15 protein-coding genes and 1 tRNA gene are annotated in these 18,790 nt (G+C 67.3%); 10 read left to right on the top strand and 6 right to left on the bottom strand.

What is annotated here, in order from left to right; all coding sequences use genetic code 11:
* Window positions 1-46 precede the first annotated feature (46 nt).
* Window positions 47-4,078 (top strand): molybdopterin-dependent oxidoreductase, encoded by a 4,032-nt coding sequence (locus ACWPW1_RS06470; RefSeq protein WP_454252604.1) that lies wholly within the window; start codon window positions 47-49, stop codon window positions 4,076-4,078.
* Window positions 4,079-4,087: 9 nt separating this feature from the next.
* On the opposite strand, the gene ACWPW1_RS06465 is transcribed toward ACWPW1_RS06470, so the two are convergent.
* Window positions 4,088-4,696 carry a TetR family transcriptional regulator gene (locus ACWPW1_RS06465; protein ID WP_434776011.1) on the bottom strand — a complete coding sequence of 203 codons (609 nt, stop codon included), beginning with the start codon at window positions 4,694-4,696 and terminating at the stop codon, window positions 4,088-4,090.
* 189 nt (window positions 4,697-4,885) lie between these two features.
* Between ACWPW1_RS06465 and ACWPW1_RS06460 the strand changes: the two genes are divergently transcribed.
* Window positions 4,886-5,896 (top strand): hypothetical protein, encoded by a 1,011-nt coding sequence (locus ACWPW1_RS06460; protein WP_434776010.1) that lies wholly within the window; start codon window positions 4,886-4,888, stop codon window positions 5,894-5,896.
* 10 nt (window positions 5,897-5,906) lie between these two features.
* Here ACWPW1_RS06460 and ACWPW1_RS06455 read toward each other — a convergent pair.
* From ACWPW1_RS06455 to ACWPW1_RS06445, 3 genes are all read right to left on the bottom strand, one after another.
* Window positions 5,907-6,002: transfer RNA gene (locus ACWPW1_RS06455), tRNA-Sec, on the bottom strand.
* A 9-nt stretch (window positions 6,003-6,011) separates the two neighbouring features.
* Window positions 6,012-7,925 (bottom strand): selenocysteine-specific translation elongation factor, encoded by a 1,914-nt coding sequence (gene selB / locus ACWPW1_RS06450; protein ID WP_454252603.1) that lies wholly within the window; start codon window positions 7,923-7,925, stop codon window positions 6,012-6,014.
* 89 nt (window positions 7,926-8,014) lie between these two features.
* Window positions 8,015-8,902, bottom strand: coding sequence for a LysR family transcriptional regulator (locus tag ACWPW1_RS06445; protein ID WP_271654170.1), 888 nt, complete (start codon window positions 8,900-8,902; stop codon window positions 8,015-8,017).
* Window positions 8,903-9,013: 111 nt separating this feature from the next.
* On the opposite strand from ACWPW1_RS06445, the gene ACWPW1_RS06440 reads away from it, so the two are divergent.
* Window positions 9,014-10,000, top strand: a complete 987-nt coding sequence (locus ACWPW1_RS06440; RefSeq protein WP_454252602.1) for an aldo/keto reductase — start codon at window positions 9,014-9,016, stop codon at window positions 9,998-10,000.
* A 45-nt stretch (window positions 10,001-10,045) separates the two neighbouring features.
* Here ACWPW1_RS06440 and ACWPW1_RS06435 read toward each other — a convergent pair whose 3' ends face one another.
* Complete coding sequence (locus ACWPW1_RS06435) at window positions 10,046-10,363, bottom strand: DUF2288 family protein (protein WP_454252601.1); 318 nt, start codon at window positions 10,361-10,363, stop codon at window positions 10,046-10,048.
* A gap of 214 nt (window positions 10,364-10,577) precedes the next feature.
* Between ACWPW1_RS06435 and ACWPW1_RS06430 the strand changes: the two genes are divergently transcribed.
* The 5 genes from ACWPW1_RS06430 to ACWPW1_RS06410 all read left to right on the top strand — a co-directional run bounded on the left by ACWPW1_RS06430 (window position 10,578) and on the right by ACWPW1_RS06410 (window position 15,467).
* Window positions 10,578-11,699, top strand: a complete 1,122-nt coding sequence (locus tag ACWPW1_RS06430; RefSeq protein ID WP_059313978.1) for a branched-chain amino acid ABC transporter substrate-binding protein — start codon at window positions 10,578-10,580, stop codon at window positions 11,697-11,699.
* Between the two features lie 114 nt (window positions 11,700-11,813).
* Entirely contained in the window at window positions 11,814-12,737 is a 924-nt protein-coding gene (gene livH, locus ACWPW1_RS06425) for a high-affinity branched-chain amino acid ABC transporter permease LivH (protein ID WP_017642422.1), read from the top strand.
* A complete protein-coding gene (locus ACWPW1_RS06420; protein ID WP_059313977.1) occupies window positions 12,734-13,990 on the top strand; it encodes a high-affinity branched-chain amino acid ABC transporter permease LivM in 1,257 nt (418 codons plus the stop codon). Before livH ends, ACWPW1_RS06420 begins: the two co-directional genes overlap by 4 nt.
* Window positions 13,987-14,754, top strand: a complete 768-nt coding sequence (gene livG / locus ACWPW1_RS06415) for a high-affinity branched-chain amino acid ABC transporter ATP-binding protein LivG (protein ID WP_007159573.1) — start codon at window positions 13,987-13,989, stop codon at window positions 14,752-14,754. Before ACWPW1_RS06420 ends, livG begins: the two co-directional genes overlap by 4 nt.
* Window positions 14,755-14,765: 11 nt before the next feature.
* Complete coding sequence (locus ACWPW1_RS06410; RefSeq protein ID WP_434776005.1) at window positions 14,766-15,467, top strand: ATP-binding cassette domain-containing protein; 702 nt, start codon at window positions 14,766-14,768, stop codon at window positions 15,465-15,467.
* Window positions 15,468-16,285: 818 nt separating this feature from the next.
* Here the strand turns inward: ACWPW1_RS06410 and ACWPW1_RS06405 are convergent.
* Entirely contained in the window at window positions 16,286-17,197 is a 912-nt protein-coding gene (locus ACWPW1_RS06405) for a LysR substrate-binding domain-containing protein (RefSeq protein WP_434776004.1), read from the bottom strand.
* A 96-nt stretch (window positions 17,198-17,293) separates the two neighbouring features.
* Here ACWPW1_RS06405 and ACWPW1_RS06400 point away from each other — a divergent pair, with 96 nt between their 5' ends.
* The gene (locus ACWPW1_RS06400) at window positions 17,294-17,893 is read left to right on the top strand and encodes a short chain dehydrogenase (protein WP_271654166.1); all 600 of its coding nucleotides are present in this window, start codon (window positions 17,294-17,296) and stop codon (window positions 17,891-17,893) included.
* Window positions 17,894-17,953: 60 nt separating this feature from the next.
* Window positions 17,954-18,634, top strand: a complete 681-nt coding sequence (locus ACWPW1_RS06395; protein ID WP_323149889.1) for a COG3650 family protein — start codon at window positions 17,954-17,956, stop codon at window positions 18,632-18,634.
* The last annotated feature ends 156 nt before the right edge of the window (window positions 18,635-18,790 follow it).

Genomic DNA, 18,790 nt, shown 5'->3' with positions numbered 1-18,790 from the left:
CGCGACCGGCGCCTTTTCGCTTTCTGGTTCTTGAAGGATCCTTGCCATGGCCACTACCCACATCAAGAGCGTCTGCCCCTACTGCGGCGTCGGCTGCGGGATCGTCATGCAGGTGGAGGACGGCCGGGTCATCAAGGTCAGCGGTGACCGCGACCACCCCGCCAATCGCGGCCGCCTCTGCACCAAGGGCAGCACCAGCCACCAGGCGCTGGTGGACAGCGGGCGCATGGGGCAGGCCTATGTCCGCCACGACCGCTCCCACCAACCGGTGCAGACCGGGCTGGACCAGGCCGTCGCCGCCACCGCCGAACGCCTGCGCGCCATCCTCGACCGCGACGGCCCCGACGCCATCGCCTTCTATGTGTCCGGGCAGATGTCGCTGGAGGCCCAGTACCTGGTGAGCAAGCTGGCCCGGGGCTTCATCGGCACCAACCAGCTCGAATCCAACTCCCGGCTGTGCATGGCCAGTGCCGGCACCGGCTACAAGCTGTCCCTTGGCGCCGACGGTCCGCCCGGCTCCTACGACGACCTCGACCGTGCCGACCTCTTCCTCGTCAGCGGCGCCAACATGGCCGACTGTCATCCCATCCTCTTCCTGCGCCTACTGGATCGGGTCAAGCGCGGCGCCAAGCTGATCGTGATAGATCCGCGGCGCACCGCCACCGCCGAGAAGGCCGATCTCTTCCTGCAACTGCGCCCCGGCAGCGACCTGCTGTTGCTCAACGGTCTGCTGCATCTGCTGTACGCCGAGAACCATCTGGACGAAGCCTTTATCGCCGCCCATACCGAAGGTTGGGCGGCCATGCCCGATTTTCTCGCCGACTACACCCCGGCACGGGTGGCCGCGGGGACCGGGCTGACCGAGGCGGACATCCGTACCGCCGCACGCTGGATCGGCGAGGCCGGCGAATGGACCAGCCTCTGGACCATGGGCCTGAACCAGAGCACCCACGGCACCTGGAGCACCAACGCCCTGTGCAACCTGCATCTGGCCACCGGCAAGATCTGCCGCCCCGGCAGCGGCCCCTTCTCCCTCACCGGCCAGCCCAACGCCATGGGCGGGCGCGAGATGGGCTACATGGGCCCCGGCCTGCCCGGCCAGCGCAGCCTGCTGTCGGCTACCGACCGCACCTTCGTCGAGCGGGCCTGGGGCATCCCCGAGGGCACCCTGCACACCCGCCTCGGCCAGGGTACCATCGCCCTGTTCGATGACCTGGCCGCCGGTAAGGTGAAGGCTTGCTGGATCATCTGCACCAACCCGGTGGCAAGCGTGGCCAATCGCGAGACGGTCGTCCGCGGTCTGCAGGCCGCCGAGCTGGTGATCACCCAGGACGCCTTTCTCGACACCGAGACCAACCCGTACGCCGACATCCTGCTGCCCGGCGCGCTCTGGGCCGAGGCCGACGGGGTGATGATCAACTCCGAGCGTAACCTGACCCTGGCGCCCCAGGCCGTCACCCCGCCCGGCGAGGCCCGCGCCGACTGGCGGATCATCGCCGACGTGGCCTGCGCCCTGGGTTATGGCGAGCACTTCAGCTATGCCTCGGCCGCCGAGGTGTTCGACGAGATCCGGCAATTCCACAACCCCCAGACCGGCTACGACATTCGCGGCGCCAGTCATGCGCGGCTGCGCGAGACGCCGCTGCAATGGCCCTGCCCCAGCGCAGAGAGCGATCCGCGCCAGCCGATCCGCTATCGCAACGATGGCCGCAGCCAGACCCTGCGCGTGGACGCCACCGGCGAACCGACCGCCCTCAACTTCGCCACCCCCAGCGGCAAGGCGCAATTCTTCGCCCGCCCGCACCTGGAGCCAGCGGAACTGCCCGATGCCGACTACCCCTTCGTGCTCAATACCGGCCGCCTGCAGCACCAGTGGCACACCCTGACCAAGACCGGCAAGATCGCCGCCCTGAACCGCCTCAACCCCGCCCCGTTCATCGAGGTACATCCCCAGGATGCCGAAGCCCTGAGCCTGGCGGACGGCGACCACCTGGAGATCACCTCCCGTCGTGGCCGTGCCGTGTTGCCGGTGACCCTTAGCGACCGGGTCCAGCCCGGCAACTGCTTCGCGCCCTTTCACTGGGCCGACGTCCAGGGCAGCGACCTGGCCATCAATGCCGTCACCAGCGACGCCGTCGATCCGCTCTCGCTGCAACCGGAGCTCAAGGTCTGCGCCGTGCGCCTGACTCGCGTCGCCACCATTCCCCACCGCCAGCTGCCGGTTGACGAGCCCGTCGCCGAGAGCAGCCGCCAGCCCGCCCTGGCGCGCCTGGCCGAGCTCACCGGGGTCGCGACCGCGGTACGGCCCCAGCTCAGCGCGGCCGAGCGCACCTACCTGGCAGGCTTCATGGACGGTCTGCGCGACGGCGCGACCCAGGGCGTGCCCTGCCTGCCGGCCCAGGCGCCGCTGGCCGCCGACACCCGCCTCTGGCTCGACGGCCTGCTCGCCGGCTTGTTCAGCCGCCTACCGGAAAGCCAGGCCGCCGGCCTGGCCATGGCCCCCACCGCGCCGGCCGATCTGGTAGTGCTCTGGGCGTCCCAGACCGGCAACGCCGAAGCCCTGGCCGAGCGCTGCGTCGCCCGCCTGTGCCAGGCCGGTCTCAGCGTGGAACTGCACGACATGGCCGCCTATGCCGTGGAACGCCTGACCGGTGCCCGCCGCCTGCTGCTGGTCAGCAGCACCTTTGGCGACGGCGAGGCGCCGGACAACGGCCAGGCCTTCTGGCAGGGCCTCAGTCGCCTCGACGCCTCCCTGGCCGAACTGGACTACGCCGTGCTGGCCCTGGGCGATTCCACCTACGAGCAATTCTGCGGCCACGGCCAGCGCCTCGACACCCGCCTGGCCGAACTCGGCGCTCGCCGCCTGTGCCCGCGCCTGGACTGCGACGCCGATGGTCTCGACGGCGCCGATGCCTGGCTGGCCAGGCTGCAAGAGCAACTGGCGCCCCATACCACCAGCGTGTCCGTCACCGCCCCGACCACGCCCAATCGCCCGGTGCCAGTCCCGGCGCGGCTGGTCATCAACCGCAGACTCAACAGCGCCGGATCCAACAAGGAGGTGCGGCTGTTCGGGTTCGAATCCGATCAGCCCCTGGCCTACGAGGCCGGCGACGCCTTGAGCGTGAGGGCGCGCAACTGCCCGGAGCTGGTCGAGGAGATCCTCACCCTCGCCGGTCTGGACGGCGAACAGCCGGTCGCCGTGCCAAAAGTCGGGGAGTTGTCACTGCGTCAGGCCCTGGGCGAGCACTACGAGATCGCCCGCCCCAACCCCGAGACCCTGGCGCTGATCGCCGAGCGCAGCGGCAGTGACGATTGCCGCGCCCTGCTGAACGACCGCGACGAATTCAAGCGCTGGCTCTGGGGCCGGCAACTGGCCGATGTGCTGGCCCGCTTTCCCGCCCGCCACGACGCCCGCGAGTTGCTCGGCAGCCTCAAGCGCCTGCAGCCGCGCCTCTACTCCATCGCCTCCAGCCCCCTGGCCCATGCTGGCCAGGTGCACCTCACCGTCTCGGCGGTGCGCTACGGTAAGCGCAAGGGCGTGGCCTCCAGCTTTCTCGCCGACCGCCTGGGCGAGGCCGCCACCGAGGTGCATATCCAGTCCTCGCGTCATTTCCGCCTGCCGGACCAGGGCGACGTCCCGCTGATCATGATCGGCCCCGGCACCGGCATCGCCCCCTTCCGCGGCTTTCTCCACGAGCGCCGCGCCCGGGGCGACCAGGGGCGCAACTGGCTGTTCTTCGGCGAACAGCATGCCGCCCACGACTTCTACTACCGCGACGAGCTGGAAGCCTTCCAGCGTGATGGCCTGCTGAGCGAACTCAGCCTGGCCTTCTCCCGCGACCAGGCCGAGAAGGTCTATGTGCAGGATCGGCTGCGCGAACGCGGCGCCGAAGTCTGGCGCTGGCTGCAGGACGGCGCCCGCGTCTATGTCTGCGGCGACGCCAGCCGCATGGCCCGGGACGTCGACCAGGCCCTGCGCCAGGTGGTGGCCACCCATGGCCACCTCAGCGACGAGGCCGCCAGCGAGTACCTGCGCGGGATGAGCGAACAGAAGCGCTATCTGAAGGACGTCTACTAGCGCCGCCGGCTACAGCACCGCGCGCACCAGGCGGGTGAAGGCCTCGATGGCCTCGTGCTCGCCCAGTGCCCCGCGCACCACGGCCGCGGCCAGGGCCTCGCCAGCGCCGACCAGACCGATGCAGGACACCTGCAACTCTGTGGCGGAGCGCCTGCTGTGTGGCGTTAGCACCGCCGCCACCATCTGGGTGCCGTGCTCCAGCAACTCCTGGTACACCACCGTCTTTTCCTCACTCCCCGCCAGCGCCGCCGCCAGCATCCCGACCTCGCCCTGCATGTCGGTCACGCAACGGATGTAACCCTCGGCCAGCGCCGCGGTGGCCTCTTCGGCACTCTGCTGACAGGCGACCAGGGTCTGGCGGAAGGCGTCCATCTGCGCCAGATCCAACCAGCGATAGAGCTCGATGAGCAGCCCCGAGCGGGTACCGAAGTGCTCGTAAACCACCGGCTTGGACACTCCGGCCCGCACGGCCAGATGGCCGAGAGTCAAGCGATCCGCCCCCTCTTCCCGTGCGATGAACCGCGCCGTCTCCAGCAACTGCTGCCGCCGCGCGGCCTTCGAGAGGCGTCGTCCAGAGCTCTCCGAGCCTGAATTTTCCACCTTGGATCGTTCTGCCATTCGTCAAATCACCTTGCAAACCTACTAAAGGTAGGTTAATCCTGAATAAGACCTACTATTGGTAGGTTATCGGCAAAAGATGTCTTCAGCCAGACCTGCCGTGGTGGCCGCGGAACAGGTCACTGAATCCTCGACATCAGGGTTATCGCCGACGATGGATCCCATCATTTCGCTATCGAGGACCGGATCATGACACTGCAACCCGTACTTTTCGCTGGTGGCTCAGGCACGGTAGGCCGCCAGGCCGTCCAATGGTTTCGCAAGCGCCACCCCGACCGGCCTCTGCTGGTGGGCGGTCGCACACTTGGCACTGCCCAGGCCGTGGCCCGGATCGCGGGCAATGCCCAGGCAGTCATCCTCGATCTCGACCGGCCAGGACTTGGTCTGGACGAGACACTCTCCCCCGGCGCCATGATCATGCTCGCGCCGGACCAGGCGCTGCACGGCCTGCGCCTGGCCCAGACCTTGGGCATCCCCTACTTGAATGCCAACACCGGCGTCACCGAACTGGGGCTGGAGGTCGCGCAGTTCATACACCGCCCTGCTGCCAACGCTCTGGTGCTGTCCAGCCACTGGGCCTCCGGAGCCGCTCTGGCGCTCGCGCTCGACCAGGCAAGCGGCCTGGCGCGGGTCGACGCTATCAAGATCGACGTCCTGCTCGACGGAAAGGATCCAGCCGGTCCGCTGGCCTGGGAAGACATGGAGCGTGTCCACAGCGCCGCCCCTGCCGCGCTGGTGTTCCACAACGGTCGACGTCACTGGCTGACCGGCGCAGCGATCCAGGGAGAGATCACCGCGCTGGACGGTCGCCGGCTGCCTGCTACCGCCTTCGGCTCCATCGACCTGCTGAGCCTCTATTCTGCCACCGGGGCCGGAGATATCCGCTTCGACCTGGCCACGGGCGAGTCCTCCAGTCGCCGCCGAGGGGCGGAAACGGCGGCCGAGATCGTGGTGACCGTCACCGGCGAAGCGGCGGGCCGGTGGACCACCCGGCGTGCCGTGCTGGAATTCCGCCACGGTCAGTCGTCGCTCACGGCTCTGGGCCTGGTGCTGTCGCTGGAGCGAGTGTTGGGACTGGAGACTGGCACCCCGCTACCTGCGGGCCTCTACATGCCTGAGTTGCTCTGGGAGGCCAAGTGGTTTCTGCAGGAGTTGCAACGGGAAGGCGGAGTGATCCATCAGCTGGCGGATGGGCACTGACGGCGGGAAATGGCGGAAGGCAGTGGGAGTCGAACCCACCCGGGAACGGCTGCCGTCCCCAACCGGGTTTGAAGCCCGGCCACGCCACCGGGCGTGATTGCCTTCCTCTGCTGCGCTAACCCTTGGCCGCGCGGGCCCAGGCGCTGTCCGGGCGAACCCGGCGCTCGTCGCCGAAGCGACGGGTGAAACCGATGCGATCCAGGCATTCGAGGATCTGGATGCTGCGCTTGCGGCCGATGCCGAGGGCATCGCGGAAGGCCGCGGCGCGAATGATCCCTGCTTCGCGCTCCAGGCGCAATGCCTCGCCGGCCGCGGCTTCCAGGCTCGCCTGGGGATAGAAGAGATCCTTGACCACCTGGGTCAGTTCCCCCAGCCGAGCCAGTTTGCGCAGCAGCAGCCGTACCTCGGCCTCGGGCTGACCCAGGTGCTTGGCCAGGTCCCGCGTCCAGGGCGGATCGAAACGCTGGGCCTCCAGCAGCGGCCAGAGCCGGGCCTTGAGCCCCTCCTCCGCCTCGGTGAGGCGTACCCGATGATCGGGCAGGTGCAGCCAGGGGCCGCTGCTCTGCAGTCGCCCTTCGGCCAGGGCCGTCTCCAGTAGGGCCAGATAGACGGGCCGTTCCAGCGCCGGTGCAGCGATGCGGCGCAGGCGATCCCGATCGGGGCCCAGCTCGTCGGGTTGTTCCTGGTGAAAGGTTACGAGCGCCTCGCTCAGGCGCTCCAGCGCTGCCTGCCACAGAGAAGCCTGGAACAGCCGCGGGCCGACGCGCGTTTCCACCCTCAGGGTGTCGGTTGGCAATTGCCAGTCGCCTTCGGGCCGATTGAACTGGCGCGCCAGCAATCGCGGATCGAGACCGCCGTCGGCCTGGGCCAGGAGCTCGGGCAAGGCCTCCTCCAGACCGCCCTGGAGCAGTGCCTGGAGTTGTGCCAGGCGCTGCGGCGTGCGGCGATGCCGCGCTGGTGCGAAGGGATCGAGTAGACGGGCGCCGCCCAGGGTGCGTTGGGCGGACTGGTCGCGCAGCACCAGGCGATCGCCATGCACGCCGTGCAGCGGGGCATTGAGCACCAGCTGTGCCAGGGCCGTGGCTCCGGGTGCCAGGCTGTCGCCTTCCAGCAGGGCCACCCGGCCGGTGAGATCCTGGGCACCCAGGTGCACGTGCACCGGCGTCCAGTGCGCCAGGTTGCGCGCCTCGCCGGGCAGCAGCCAAAGCTCCACATCGATACGGGTGGTGGGCGCATGCAGCGCCTCGGCCACCAGCCAGTCACCGCGGGCGATGCTGTCGGTGCTCAGCCGCTCACCGGCGAGATTGAGGGAAACCCGTTGACCGGCCCGGGCGGTCTCGGCCGCGCGATTCTGGGCATGCAGACCGCGCACCCGCAGGCGTTGCCCGCGTGGGGTGAGCAGGAGTTCGTCGCCCACCGCGACCTGACCGGCAAAGGCAGTGCCGGTAACCACTACCCCGGCACCGGCGACGCTGAACACCCGATCCACCGCCAGGCGGAAGCTGCCCCGGGCATTGCGCTCACGCACCTCGCCCAGGGCCTTCAGCAAGGCGGCGCGCAATGCGGGGATGCCTGCGCCGCTGGGGCTGGCCACCGGATACAGTGGCGCCCCGGCGAAGGGCCCGGCAGCCAACAGCACACCGACTTCCTGGCGCACCTCCGCCAGACGCTCGGCGTCCACCCGGTCGGCCTTGGTCAGGGCCACCAGCAGCCGGGGAATGCCGAGCAATTCGAGGATCGCCAGGTGCTCGCGGGTCTGGGGCATGACGCCGTCATCGGCGGCCACCACCAGCAAGGCCAGGTCCAGGCCGCTGGCACCGGCCAGCATGTTGTGCACGAAGCGCTCGTGGCCGGGTACGTCGATGAAGCCGGTGAGCCCGCCGTCACCCAGGTCGGCGTAGACATAGCCCAGGTCGATGGTGATGCCCCGGGCCTGCTCTTCGCGCCGCCGATCACCGGCGATCCCGGTGAGGGCCTGGATCAGCGCGGTCTTGCCATGGTCGATGTGGCCGGCGGTACCGATGATCATGAGGGCTGCATCAGGCGGGAAAACAGGGACGTCATGGAGACTCCGGACGGCGGTCGGACCCCCAGGGTAGCGGCGGCTGGCGGTATCGCCTAGCCGTGACGCTCGCGCAAGAAGGCCACGAAAGCCCGCAGCGGGGCCGGCAGCTGGCGGCGATCCGCGTAATAGAGCCGCGGACCGGGAAAGACGCTGGACCAGTCTGCCAGCACCTCGACCAGGCGGCCGTCGGCCAGGGGTTCGGCCAGGTAGTCGGCGAAGGAATAGATCAGGCCGACACCGTCGAGGGCGGCCTGCAATTCCAGATCGAGTGTCGAGGCCAGCAGGCGACTGCCCGGCGCGACATTGATGACCTCGCTGCCGCGCTCGAAGCTCCACTGCGCCACCAGGCCACTGGCGAAACGATGGCCGATGCAGGAATGCCTGACCAGGTCAGTGGGATGCACAGGTACGCCATGCTGTTCCAAGTAGGCGGGCGTGGCCGCCACGGCAAATCTCTGGGTGGCCGGGCCCAGCCGCACGCTGATCATGTCGCCTTCCAGATGCTCGTCGTAGCGCACGCCGGCATCGAAGCCTGCGGCGAGCACGTCGATCAATCGATCCTCGGCCACCACCTCCAGGCGAATGCCGGGATGCCTGGCCAGGAAGGGCCCGATCAGCGGCGGCAACAGCACCCGGGCGACGATGGTGGGCACGTTGAGTCTCAGGCTACCGACCGGGCTCTCGCCCTCGGCATTGATGGCGTCCAGCGCGCCGCGTACCTCGCGCAGCGCCGGGGTCAGGCGCTCCAGCAGGCGCTGGCCGGCATCGGTGGGGGTCACGCTGCGAGTGGTGCGATGCAGCAACCGGACATCCAGCTCCCGCTCCAGCCGGCGCACGGCATCGCTCAGGGAAGACGCCGCCACACCGCGCACATAGGCGGCGCCGCGAAAGCTGCGCGCCTCGGCCACGGCGGCGAAGGCTGCCAGGTCATCCAGATTCATTGGCACCTCCATTGTACGGCTGAGCGCACAGGTCGTTGTGTCCAGCCCGGATTATCGCACAGCGCCTTGGAGGCTAGAGTGCAGCCTCATCCACCTGACGAGGAATCCCTCATGCAACAGCGTCGCTTGGGCCAGCAGGGCCCCCTGGTATCCACGCTCGGTCTGGGCTGCATGGGCATGTCCGACCTCTATGGCGCCGCCGACCGTGGCGAAGCCATCGCCACCGTTCAGGCCGCCCTCGAACGCGGCGTCACCCTGTTCGATACCGGTGACTTCTATGGCATGGGCCACAACGAGCTGCTCCTGGGCGACGCCCTGCGCGGTCGGCGGGATGAGGCCCTGATCAGCGTCAAGTTCGGCGCCCTACGCGGTCCGGGCGGCGAATGGCTGGGCTACGACACCCGCCCCGTGGCGATCAAGAATTTCGTCGCCTATAGCCTCAAGCGGCTGGGTGTGGACCATATCGACATCTATCGCCCGGCGCGGCTGGATCGCCAGGTGCCCATCGAGGACACCATGGGCGCCCTCGCCGAGCTGGTGCAGGCCGGCTACATCCGCCACATCGGCCTTTCCGAAGTGGGGGCGGATACCCTACGGCGGGCGACAGCGGTGCATCCGGTCTGCGACCTGCAGATCGAGTATTCGCTGGTCTCGCGCGGTATCGAGGCGGAGATCCTGCCGACCTGCCGCGAACTGGGCATCGGCATCACCGCCTATGGCGTGCTCTCCCGGGGCCTGCTCAGCGGCCACTGGCGCCAGCCCTCCGGCAGCGGCGACTTCCGCGCGCTCAGCCCGCGCTTCCAGCCGGGCAACGTGGAGCGCAACCTGGCGCTGGTCGAAGGCCTGAAGCAGTTCGCCGAACGCCGGGGCACCACCCCTGCCCGGCTGGCGGTGGCCTGGGTCGCCGCCCAGGGTGAGGATATCCTGCCCCTGGTCGGTGCCCGGCGGCGCGATCAGCTGGACGAATCCCTGGGCGCACTGGACATCACGCTCAGCGCCGCGGACCGCGTCGAACTGGAACGACTGCTGCCACCGGAGGCGGTTGCCGGCGATCGCTATGGCGAACACCAGCTGCGCGATCTCGACAGCGAAGCTTGATTCTCACCGTCGACCAACGGCCCGCCTTGCGCGGGCCGCTGCGTTTCAGTCCGCGGAACGCTCGACCGGACGCTCCTGCATCAGTACCCAGGGCGCGACCACCACCGCCCACAGGGCCACCGCCGGGGCTTCCAGCCGCCGCCGTGCCCGGTCTTCGTCGACCTTGGCCAGCTGACCCTGCTGCAGCCATTGCCCCACACGACCGGCATCGTCCTGGGTCACGGCGATGGCCGCCTTGATCAGGTCCAGTTCGGGCGCCACTTCCAGCAACACGCCCCGCGCAAAATGCGGTTGCAATTCTTCCCAGCCGATGGCGGCGGTCTGCCCGAGCAGGGTGGCGTAGAGCGTTGCGTGATCGGTCATGGTGCGGGCCTCGCGAAAAGGGCGGATTCTACCGGCGCCCTTCCCACTTGCCGAGCGCCCGGACGCGCGGTCGACAAGTCCGACAAGTTGTCGTCGCCAGCTTTCCAAGACGAACAGACGGTGATTAAACTGCGCAGCGCGTCATAAAGAACAAAATCGGCACATTTTCGCTTCCAACTGCCTCATTAATAAAAGCATTCCGAGTGGAGCACTCATGAAAAAGGCATCTCTGCGTTTCTCCCGTCTGATCGCGGCCCTGGCACTCGCCGGCATGGCCAGCCACACCCTGGCGGCCGATACCCTGAAGATCGGTCTGGCCGGTCCCAAGACCGGTCCGGTCGCCCAGTACGGTGACATGGAGTTCATTGGTGCCCAGATGGCCATCGAGCAGATCAACAAGGCCGGCGGCGTCAAGGGCAAGCAGCTCGAAGGCGTGATCTACGACGACGCCTGCGATCCCAAGCAAGCCGTGGCCGTGGCCAACAAGATCGTCAACGATGGCATCAAGTTCGTGGTCGGCCACCTGTGCTCCAGCTCGACCCAGCCCGCCTCCGACATCTATGAGGACGAAGGCATCCTGATGGTGACCCCGGCGGCCACCAGCCCCGACCTCACCAACCGCGGCTACAAGCTGATCTTCCGTACCATCGGCCTGGACAACATGCAGGGCCCGACCGCCGGCAAGTTCATCGTCGAGCACGTCAAGCCCAAGGTCGTCGCCGTCATCCATGACAAGCAGCAGTACGGCGAAGGCATCGCCACCGCGGTCAAGCAGACTCTGGACAAGGCCGGCGTCAAGGTCGCCGTGTTCGAAGGCATCAACTCCGGCGACAAGGACTTCTCCTCGCTGATCGCCAAGCTCAAGCAGGCCAACGTCGACTTCGTCTACTACGGCGGCTACCACCCCGAGCTGGGCCTGATCCTGCGTCAGGCGGCCGAGAAGGGCCTGACCGCCAAGTTCATGGGTCCGGAAGGCGTGGGCAACAGCTCCATCTCCGCCATCGCCGGCAAGGCCTCCGAAGGCCTGCTGGTCACCCTGCCGCGCTCCTTCGACCAGGATCCCAAGAACCAGGCCCTGGTCCAGGCGTTCAAGGACAAGAAGCAGGATCCGAGCGGTCCCTTCGTGTTCCCCTCCTATGCCGCCGTGCAGGTCATCGCCCAGGGCATCGAGAAGGCTGGCGACGAGAAGCCCGAGGACGTGGCCAAGGCCCTGCGCAGCAACACCTTCGACACCCCCACCGGTGAGTTGGCGTTCGACGACAAAGGCGACCTGAAGAACTTCGAGTTCGTGGTCTACGAATGGCATGCCGACGGCACCAAGACCGAAGCCAAGTAAGCCCTGCCTGTAACACCGGAGCCCACCGCCAACGGCGGTGGGCTTCGTTTATCCGCCTCCATCCGAGGCCTGGGACCCGCACCAGAAGTGCTCATAGGTCCCCTGGAGACACCCATGCCCGAGTTCTACCACTACCTGCAACAGCTGGTGAACGGCCTCACGGTCGGCAGCACCTATGCCCTGATCGCCATCGGCTACACCATGGTCTACGGCATCATCGGCATGATCAACTTCGCCCATGGCGAGGTGTACATGATCGGCTCCTATGTGGCGTTCATCGCCATCGCGGGCCTCGCCATGCTGGGCATCCACAGCCTGCCCATCGTCATGCTCGCCGCCTTCGCCGCCAGCATCGTCATCGCCAGTGCCTACGGCTACAGCATCGAACGCATCGCCTATCGCCCCCTGCGCGGCGGTAACCGGCTGATCCCGCTGATCTCGGCGATCGGCATGTCGATCTTCCTGCAGAACTGGGTGCTGCTGGCCCAGGACTCCAAGGACAAGTCGATCCCCAACCTGCTGCCGGGCAACTTCATCATCGGCACCGACGCCATGAACGGCGTGGTGATCTCCTATGTGCAGGTGCTGATCTTCATCGTCACCCTGCTCACCATGTTCGGCCTGACCTGGTTCATCTCCCGCTCCCGCCTGGGCCGCGCCTGCCGCGCCTGCGCCGAGGACATCAAGATGGCCAACCTGCTGGGCATCAACACCAACGGCATCATCGCCCTGACCTTCGTCATCGGCGCCACCCTGGCCGCCGTGGCCGCGGTGCTGCTGGGCATCCAGTACGGCGTGATCAACCCGAGCCTGGGCTTCCTGGCCGGCATCAAGGCCTTCACCGCGGCGGTGCTCGGCGGTATCGGCAGCATCCCCGGCGCCATGCTCGGCGGCCTGGTACTGGGCGTGGCCGAGGCCTTCGGCGCCGACGTCTTCGGCGACCAGTACAAGGACGTGGTGGCCTTCAGCCTGCTGGTGCTGGTGCTGCTGTTCCGCCCCACCGGCATCCTGGGTCGCCCGGAGGTGGAAAAGGTATGAGTGCCCGTCTGCGAACCGCCTTCTTCAGCGCCCTGCTGGTGCTGGCCGTCGCCTACCCCATCCTCGGCCTCAAGCTGGAGACGGTAGGCGTCAACCTCGAAGTGCACGGCGCCACGCCGCGTACCCTCTGGATCGTGGCCCTGGCCGCGGTGCTGATGTTCGTCTGGCAACTGGTGCGTGATTCGCTCACCGCTGGCTGGCGTAACCGCGGCGGCCTGCAGCTGCCGGCTACCGGCCTGGGCACCAGGCTCACCGAACCCAAGACCCAGCGCTGGGTGATCCTGGGCCTGGTGCTGGTCGCCCTGGTATGGCCCTTCTATGGCTCGCGTGGCGCGGTGGACATCGCCACCCTGATCCTTATCTACGTGATGCTCGGCCTCGGCCTGAACATCGTGGTGGGTCTGGCCGGTCTGCTGGACCTGGGCTACGTCGGCTTCTATGCCGTCGGCGCCTATACCTACGCCATGCTCTCGCACTACTACGGGCTGGGCTTCTGGGTCTGCCTGCCACTGGCGGGGCTGATGGCGGCGCTGTTCGGTTTCGTGCTCGGTTTCCCGGTGCTGCGCCTGCGCGGCGACTACCTGGCCATCGTCACCCTGGGCTTCGGCGAGATCATCCGCATCCTGCTGCGCAACCTCACCCAGTGGACCGGCGGTCCCAACGGCATCAGTGGCATCGACAAGCCGACCCTGTTCGGCCTGACCTTCGAGCGCCGGGCACCCGAGGGCATGACGCCCTTCCACGAGTATTTCGGCATCCCCTACAACTCCGAATACAAGGTGATCTTCCTCTACCTGATCGCCCTGCTGCTGGTGCTGCTGACCCTGTTCGTGATCAACCGCCTCCTGCGCATGCCCATCGGCCGCGCCTGGGAGGCCCTGCGCGAAGACGAGATCGCCTGCCGCGCCCTGGGGCTGAACCCCACGCTGATCAAGCTCTCGGCCTTTACCCTGGGCGCCTGCTTCGCCGGTTTCGCCGGCAGCTTCTTCGCTGCCCGGCAGGGCCTGGTGTCGCCGGAATCCTTCACCTTCATCGAGTCGGCCATCATCCTGGCCATCGTGGTGCTGGGCGGCATGGGTTCCCAGCTTGGCGTGATCCTCGCGGCCATCGTGATGATCCTGCTGCCGGAGCTGATGCGCGAATTCAGCGAATACCGCATGTTGATGTTCGGCCTACTGATGGTCGTGATGATGATCTGGCGTCCGCAAGGCCTGCTCCCGATGCAACGCCCGCACCTGGAGTTGCGCAAATGAGCCAAGCCCTTCTCGATGTCTCCGGCCTGTCCATGAGGTTCGGCGGCCTACTGGCCGTCAACGGCGTCAACATCCGCGTGGAGCAGGGCCAGGTGGTCTCACTGATCGGTCCCAACGGTGCCGGCAAGACCACGGTGTTCAACTGCCTGACCGGCTTCTACCGGCCCAGCGGCGGTGAGATTCTCCTGCGCGGCGAGGCCATCCAGGGCCTGCCCGGGCACAAGATCGCCCGCAAGGGCGTGGTGCGCACCTTCCAGAACGTTCGTCTGTTCAAGGAAATGACCGCAGTGGAGAACCTGCTGGTCGCCCAGCACCGCCACCTCAACACCGGCTTCCTGGCCGGACTGTTCAAGACCCCGGCCTTTCGCAAGAGCGAAGCCGAGGCCATGGACTATGCGCGCTTCTGGCTGGAGCAGGTCAACCTCACCGAGTTCGCCAACCGCAACGCCGGCAACCTCGCCTATGGCCAGCAGCGGCGCCTGGAAATCGCCCGCTGCATGATGACCCGCCCGCAGATCCTCATGCTCGACGAACCGGCCGCTGGTCTCAACCCGCGCGAGACCGAGGACCTCAAGGCGCTCATCGCCCTGCTGCGCGCCGAGCACGGCGTGACCGTGCTCTTGATCGAGCACGACATGCACCTGGTGATGAGCATTTCCGACCACATCGTGGTGATCAACCAGGGCACGCCCCTGGCCGACGGGACGCCGGAGCAGATCCGCAACAATCCCGACGTGATCAAGGCCTACCTGGGCGAATCCTGATGGAGACCTCCATGCTGCAGTTCGACAACGTCTCCACCTTCTACGGCAAGATCCAGGCGCTGCATGGCGTCAGCGTGCAGGTGAACCGGGGCGAGATCGTCACCCTGATCGGCGCCAACGGCGCCGGCAAGTCCACCCTGCTGATGACCCTCTGCGGCACGCCGCGCGCCCATGGCGGCAGCATCCGCTACGAAGGCGAGGAACTGGTCGGCCAGGAAACCGCGCAGATCATGCGCAAGGGCATCGCCGTGGTGCCGGAAGGCCGCCGGGTGTTCGCCCGCCTGACCGTGGAAGAGAACCTGGCCATGGGCGGCTTCTTTACCGAGCAGGACGGCTACGACCGTCAGCTGGACAAGGTCCTCGGCCTCTTCCCCCGCCTCAAGGAGCGCTATGCCCAGCGCGCCGGCACCATGTCCGGCGGCGAGCAGCAGATGCTCGCCATCGGCCGGGCGATGATGAGCGAACCGCGCCTGCTGCTGCTCGACGAACCCTCCCTGGGGCTGGCGCCCATCATCATCCAGCAGATCTTCGAGATCATCGAACAGCTACGTCAGGATGGGGTGACGGTGTTCCTGGTCGAGCAGAACGCCAACCAGGCGCTCAAGCTGGCCGACCGCGGCTACGTGCTGGAGAACGGCCGCATCGTCATGCAGGACAGCGGCGCCGAACTGCTGGCCAACCCGGACGTGCGCAAGGCCTACCTGGGCGGTTGAGTTCTTGACGCCGGCGATCTGCCGATGCAGGCACTCTTGCTGTGGATTTTATCGCGGCCATGGGCCGCTCCTACAGGAACCTGTAGGAGCGGCCGCATTAGCACCGTAGCGTGGAAAACGGCGCAGCCTTTTCCACTGGGTTTTTTTGGCGAAGGGTGCCCTCACCCAGACCTCTCCCGCAGGGAGAGGGGGCTATCCCTGCAGCGCGTAGGTTGGGTTGAGACAGCTCCATCGTCGAAGCCCAACAGCACCGTAGCGTGGAAAACGGCGCAGCCTTTTCCACTGGGGCTTCCTGGCGAAGGGTGCCCTCACCCAGACCTCTCCCGCAGGGAGAGGGGGCTATCCCTGCAGCGCGTAGGTTGGGTTGAGACAGCTCCATCGTCGAAGCCCAACAGCACCGTAGCGTGGAAAACGGCGCAGCCTTTTCCACTGGGGCTTCCTGGCGAAGGGTGCCCTCACCCCAGCCCTCTCCCGGAGGGAGAGGGGGCTATCCCTGCAGCGCGTAGGTTGGGTTGAGACAGCTCCATCGTCGAAGCCCAACAGCACCGTAGCGTGGAAAACGGCGCAGCCTTTTCCACTGGGGCTTCCTGGCGAAGGGTGCCCTCACCCCAGCCCTCTCCCGGAGGGAGAGGGGGGCTATCCCTGCAACGCGTAGGTTGGGTTGAGATGGCTCCATCGTCGAAGCTCAACAGCACCGTAGCGTGGAAAACGGCGCAGCCTTTTCCACTGGGGCTTCCTGGCGAAGGGTACCCTCACCCCAGCCCTCTCCCGGAGGGAGAGGGGGCTATCCCTGCAGGCCTTTAGCTCCATCAGCCCCACTACCCCAAGGCCTCCAACCGCTGCCGACTGCGCTCGAACCAGTCGCTCAAGGCTTCCGCTACGACCCGCGTCCGCTTGGGCAGCCCACCCTGGTAAGGATGTACCAGAAACAGCGGCAGGCTGGGCGTGCGCCACTCCTTGAGCAGCCAGACCAGGGCGCCACTGGCCAACTCCTCGTGCACCATGAACGACGGCAACCGGGCGATGCCGTGCCCCGCCAGCGCCGCCTGCTTGAGCAGGCTGTAGTGGTTGCAGGCCAGGCCAGGGTTCACCTGCACCCGTTCGAGCCCGTGGTCGCGGTGATAGAGCCAGCGCTCACCTTCGGCATAGTGGCTGTTCACCAGGCAGGCGTGCCCGGCGAGATCGGCCGGCGCTGCCGGTATCTCGTGCCGCTGCAGATACCCAGGCGCGGCGCAGGTCAGCTCCTGCATGGCAAACAGCGGCCGCGCCACCAGGCGCTCGTCCGGTTCCACCCGGGCGCGGATGGCCAGGTCGAAGCCGTCCGCCACCAGCTCGCGATAGCCGTTGTCCAGCACCACCTCCAACTGAATACCAGGATGCGCCATGCGACAGGCCAGCAGCACCTCGAAGAAGGTGTAGCCTAGCGAGACCGGCACCGTGAGCCGCACCTGACCGGTCGCCTCCTCGCGCAGCCGCGCCACGCTCTGCAACGCCCGCTCGCCCTGGCGACGCAGCGCCTGGGCTTCCGGCAACAGTTCACGACCCGCGGCGGTCAGGGTCAGCCGGCGGGTGGTTCGGTGCAGCAGGTCGGTTTCCAGCCGACTCTCCAACGCCCGGATACGCTTGGACAGCTGTCCCTTGCTGCAGCCCAGCCGCTGCGCCGCCGTGGTGAAGCTGCCCACTTCGCAGAGCACGGCAAATGCCACCAGATCCGCCAGCTGTTCCTGCATCGTTTCCTCCTGGAAACACTGGATTGCCTGTAGGCCGATTTATCATGCCAATGGATCATCCTAGGCTGGACTCCTCTTCTACAAGGAGTCCAAGCCATGAAAGTCATCCTCGTCGGTGCCAGCGGCACCCTGGGCAGTGCCATCGCCGCACGCCTCGGCAGTCGTCATGAACTGATCCGTGTCGGTCGCCAATCCGGCGATCTGCAGGTCGACATCACCCAGCCGGAGTCCATCCGTACCCTGTTCGCCCAGGTCGGCCGCTTCGATGCCCTGATCAGCGCGGTGGGTTCGGTGACCTTCGCGCCCTTCACCGAGATGACCCCGGAGGCCTTTCAGAAGGGCCTGCAGGACAAGCTCATGGGCCAGGTCAACCTGGTGCTGCTGGGCCAGGCGCAGGCCGCCGATGGCGCCTCCTTCACCCTCACCACCGGCATCCTCAGCGAGCAGCCCATCGCCCAGGGCAGCTCGGCGGCCATGGTCAATGCCGCCTTGGAGGGCTTCGTACGCGGCGCGGCCATCGAGCTGCCGCGGGGTCAGCGTCTCAACGCGGTGAGTCCGACGGTGCTGGAAGAATCGTTGGGCCACTACGGCGATTTCTTCCGCGGCTTCAAGCCAGTACCTGGCGCCGACGTGGCCCTGGCCTACGAACGCAGCGTGGAAGGCAGGGAAACCGGCAAGACTTATCGCGTCTGGTAAGTCCTTGAGCTCCCGGCGTTGTCTGAGTAACGTGTGCCCACCTCAGTCGGGAGTCCCGCGATGCCAGCGCCGCGTTCCATCTTTCCCCTCGCCCTGCTCGGCCTCCTCGGCGGCTGCAGTCTGTTCCAGAGCGACGACACCCCGCGTGCACCGGGCGGCGAGCGCCTGCAGGGCGATCTGCGCTGGAGCGGCGAGCAGCTGCTGTTCCGTCCCTGCCAGGAACAGCGCTTCTTCGACGTCACCGATGCCAACAACACCGCCATCCTGCGCGACGCCCACGAACTGGCCGCCGACAGTGGCGCCGCGTCGCTGTTCGCCGACCTGCGCGGCAAGCTGAAGTCCGGCGGCCGCGACGGTGCCCAGGGCATCTTCGCCGTCACCGATGTCTATCGCGTGCAGTACAGCGGACCCGGCTGCAGCGATCCCAACTTCAAGCGTACCGCCATGAGCGCCAGCGGCCACGGGCCGGACTGGAACGTCCAGGTGAGCAACCAGGGCATGCTGATCAGCACCGCTGGCCAGCAGCGCCGCGCCCTTCCCTACCTGCAGGAAGAACTGCCCGGCGGGATGCGCGCCCTGTCTACCGAAGCCAACGGGGAGAAGGTCGAGCTGTGGATCAACCCCCGGCGCTGCGTGGACGGCCGTACCGGCACCGTCCAGTCGCTGCAGGCCGAACTGCGCATCAATGGCCAGACCTGGCAGGGCTGCGCCTCCTATGGCGGCGCGGGAAATCCCACCTAGGACGGGGTTCGCGCGTCGCTTAGCGCGATCTCCTTGGCATCTCCCACTTTACGTTTAGCGTCGCGCCTCTTCACGGGCTAGTCTAGCGGCGGCAAGGTTCTACCCGCTTCGCTCGGTCGCCTTCGGGCACCGTCCGGCGAAGGCACAGGAACGCTC

The sequence above is a fragment of the Pseudomonas sp. Marseille-Q7302 genome (assembly GCF_965111925.1).
Note: the sequence above shows the minus strand (reverse complement) of the source record. Positions and strands in the feature narration are given on the sequence as shown.

Coding starts and splice junctions, on each gene's coding strand:
- ACWPW1_RS06410 (WP_434776005.1), top strand. CDS start 14,766: ATGCTGCAGTTCGACAACGTCTCCACCTTCTACGGCAAGATCCAGGCG.
- ACWPW1_RS06395 (WP_323149889.1), top strand. CDS start 17,954: ATGCCAGCGCCGCGTTCCATCTTTCCCCTCGCCCTGCTCGGCCTCCTC.
- livH (WP_017642422.1), top strand. CDS start 11,814: ATGCCCGAGTTCTACCACTACCTGCAACAGCTGGTGAACGGCCTCACG.
- ACWPW1_RS06405 (WP_434776004.1), bottom strand. CDS start 17,197: ATGCAGGAACAGCTGGCGGATCTGGTGGCATTTGCCGTGCTCTGCGAA.
- ACWPW1_RS06435 (WP_454252601.1), bottom strand. CDS start 10,363: ATGACCGATCACGCAACGCTCTACGCCACCCTGCTCGGGCAGACCGCC.
- ACWPW1_RS06420 (WP_059313977.1), top strand. CDS start 12,734: ATGAGTGCCCGTCTGCGAACCGCCTTCTTCAGCGCCCTGCTGGTGCTG.
- selB (WP_454252603.1), bottom strand. CDS start 7,925: ATGATCATCGGTACCGCCGGCCACATCGACCATGGCAAGACCGCGCTG.
- ACWPW1_RS06465 (WP_434776011.1), bottom strand. CDS start 4,696: ATGGCAGAACGATCCAAGGTGGAAAATTCAGGCTCGGAGAGCTCTGGA.
- ACWPW1_RS06445 (WP_271654170.1), bottom strand. CDS start 8,902: ATGAATCTGGATGACCTGGCAGCCTTCGCCGCCGTGGCCGAGGCGCGC.
- ACWPW1_RS06460 (WP_434776010.1), top strand. CDS start 4,886: ATGACACTGCAACCCGTACTTTTCGCTGGTGGCTCAGGCACGGTAGGC.
- ACWPW1_RS06440 (WP_454252602.1), top strand. CDS start 9,014: ATGCAACAGCGTCGCTTGGGCCAGCAGGGCCCCCTGGTATCCACGCTC.
- ACWPW1_RS06430 (WP_059313978.1), top strand. CDS start 10,578: ATGAAAAAGGCATCTCTGCGTTTCTCCCGTCTGATCGCGGCCCTGGCA.
- ACWPW1_RS06470 (WP_454252604.1), top strand. CDS start 47: ATGGCCACTACCCACATCAAGAGCGTCTGCCCCTACTGCGGCGTCGGC.
- livG (WP_007159573.1), top strand. CDS start 13,987: ATGAGCCAAGCCCTTCTCGATGTCTCCGGCCTGTCCATGAGGTTCGGC.
- ACWPW1_RS06400 (WP_271654166.1), top strand. CDS start 17,294: ATGAAAGTCATCCTCGTCGGTGCCAGCGGCACCCTGGGCAGTGCCATC.